This is a genomic window from Mesorhizobium sp. M4A.F.Ca.ET.050.02.1.1, from assembly GCF_003997725.1.
Lineage (GTDB): Bacteria > Pseudomonadota > Alphaproteobacteria > Rhizobiales > Rhizobiaceae > Mesorhizobium.
Window position 1 is genome coordinate 1 of record NZ_RZSG01001043.1, and the last position, 1,760, is coordinate 1,760.

The following is a 1,760-nucleotide window of genomic DNA, read 5'->3' on the forward strand; positions in this document are numbered from 1 at the left end:
CGCCGCGGCCCGCACCTGCCAGCCAGGCGACCAGGTCATCATCTGCAACTCGGTCTATGTGGACCAGGCGGAGCTCACCGCGCTCAAACCGCGTGTGCTGACCTTCGACAAGGACAATCGGATCGTCGACCGTCTGACCTATTCGGTCGAGCGCGATGCGGGCGGAGGCTACAGCTTCTCCACCCTCGACGAAGCTCGCACTCCCCTGCCCGTGCCGGCGCTGGTGGGCAGATCGTGACGGGCTCCGAGGTCCGTTTTCTTGGCTGATACCCAAACGTTTTTGCTGATGGAGGTGGAATGAACGCGGAACTTGGCCCGGACCTGACATCGGACCCTCTCGGTTGGGCCCATCCGCCCTGGACCCGGGCGGAAGCCCAGGCTATCCACGATCTCCCGTTCAACGACCTGCTCTTCCGGGCCCAGACCGTCCATCGCGAGAATTTCGATCCCAACCGGGTGCAGCTGTCGCGACTGCTCTCGATCAAGACCGGCGGCTGCCCCGAGGATTGCGGCTACTGCAGCCAGTCCTCGCATCACCAGTCCGGGCTCAAGGCCTCGAAGCTGATGGAGGTCCAGCGCGTCATCGCCGAGGCGACGAAGGCGCGCGACGCGGGCGCCACGCGCTATTGCATGGGCGCCGCCTGGCGCAATCCCAAGGAGCGCGACATGGAGGCCGTGGTCGCCATGGTCGAGGGCGTGAAGGCGCTCGGCATGGAGACCTGCATGACGCTCGGCATGCTCGACCTCGATCAGGCGCAACGGCTCAAGCAGGCCGGGCTCGACTACTACAACCACAACATCGACACCTCTGAGCGCTACTACAGCGAGGTCATTTCGACCCGGACCTTCACTGAGCGGCTGGACACACTTGCCAATGTCCGCGACAGCGGCATGAAGGTCTGCTGCGGCGGCATCGTCGGCATGGGCGAGGAGAAGGCCGACCGCATCGACATGCTGGTGACGCTCGCCAACCTGCCGGAGCCGCCCGACAGCGTGCCGATCAACATGCTGGTCCCGATCGAAGGCACGCCGCTTGGCGAGGCTGAACCCATCGAACCGATCGAATTCGTGCGCACCATTGCGCTAGCCCGCATCATGATGCCGAAATCGCATGTGCGGCTGTCGGCCGGCCGCACGGCGATGAGCGACGAGATGCAGGCGCTGTGCTTCTTCGCCGGCGCCAACTCCATCTTCGTCGGCGATACCTTGCTGACCGCCGACAATCCCGTTGAGGACAAGGACAGCGCGCTGTTTCGCCGGCTGGGCATCAAGCCATTTGCGCGCGAGGCCTTGTGAACGGCAGTGGCTTCCTCGACCGCTACAGGGCGACCTTAAATGGTCTTGCCCGCAAGGACCGGCTGCGCACGTTGAGCAGCCGCTCGGGTCTTGACTTCGCCTCCAACGACTATCTCGGCCTCGCTCGCTGCAAGCGCATGGCCGAGGCGGTCGCGGCGGCACTCGCGGCAGGCACGCCCGTCGGGGCGACAGGGTCGCGGCTGCTGCGAGGCAACGACGCTGAGCACGAGACGCTCGAAGCCAAGGCCGCGAAGTTCTTCGGCGCCGAGCGCGCCCTGTTCTTCGGCGGCGGCTATGTCGCCAATTTCGCCGTGCTCACGACCTTGCCCCAGAAGGGCGATCTGGTCGTGCTCGACGAACTCATCCACGCCAGCGCGCATGAGGGCGCCAGAGCCGGCCGCGCTGAAGTCACGCTAGCTCCCCACAACGATGCGAACGCCATGCACGATGCCATCCGGTCCTGG

3 protein-coding genes are annotated in these 1,760 nt (G+C 65.5%); all 3 read left to right on the forward strand.

Going from position 1 to position 1,760, the window contains the following annotated elements; genetic code table 11:
• The coding region (locus EOA33_RS34715; RefSeq protein ID WP_190234479.1) for an aspartate 1-decarboxylase at positions 1-238 on the forward strand (238 nt) is incomplete at its 5' end.
• A gap of 59 nt (positions 239-297) precedes the next feature.
• Positions 298-1,296 (forward strand): biotin synthase BioB, encoded by a 999-nt coding sequence (bioB, locus tag EOA33_RS34720; RefSeq protein WP_127407651.1) that lies wholly within the window; start codon positions 298-300, stop codon positions 1,294-1,296.
• Positions 1,293-1,760, forward strand: a 468-nt coding sequence (locus tag EOA33_RS34725) for an aminotransferase class I/II-fold pyridoxal phosphate-dependent enzyme (protein WP_127407652.1), incomplete at its 3' end; no start/stop codon positions are given. The genes bioB and EOA33_RS34725, both read left to right, overlap by 4 nt.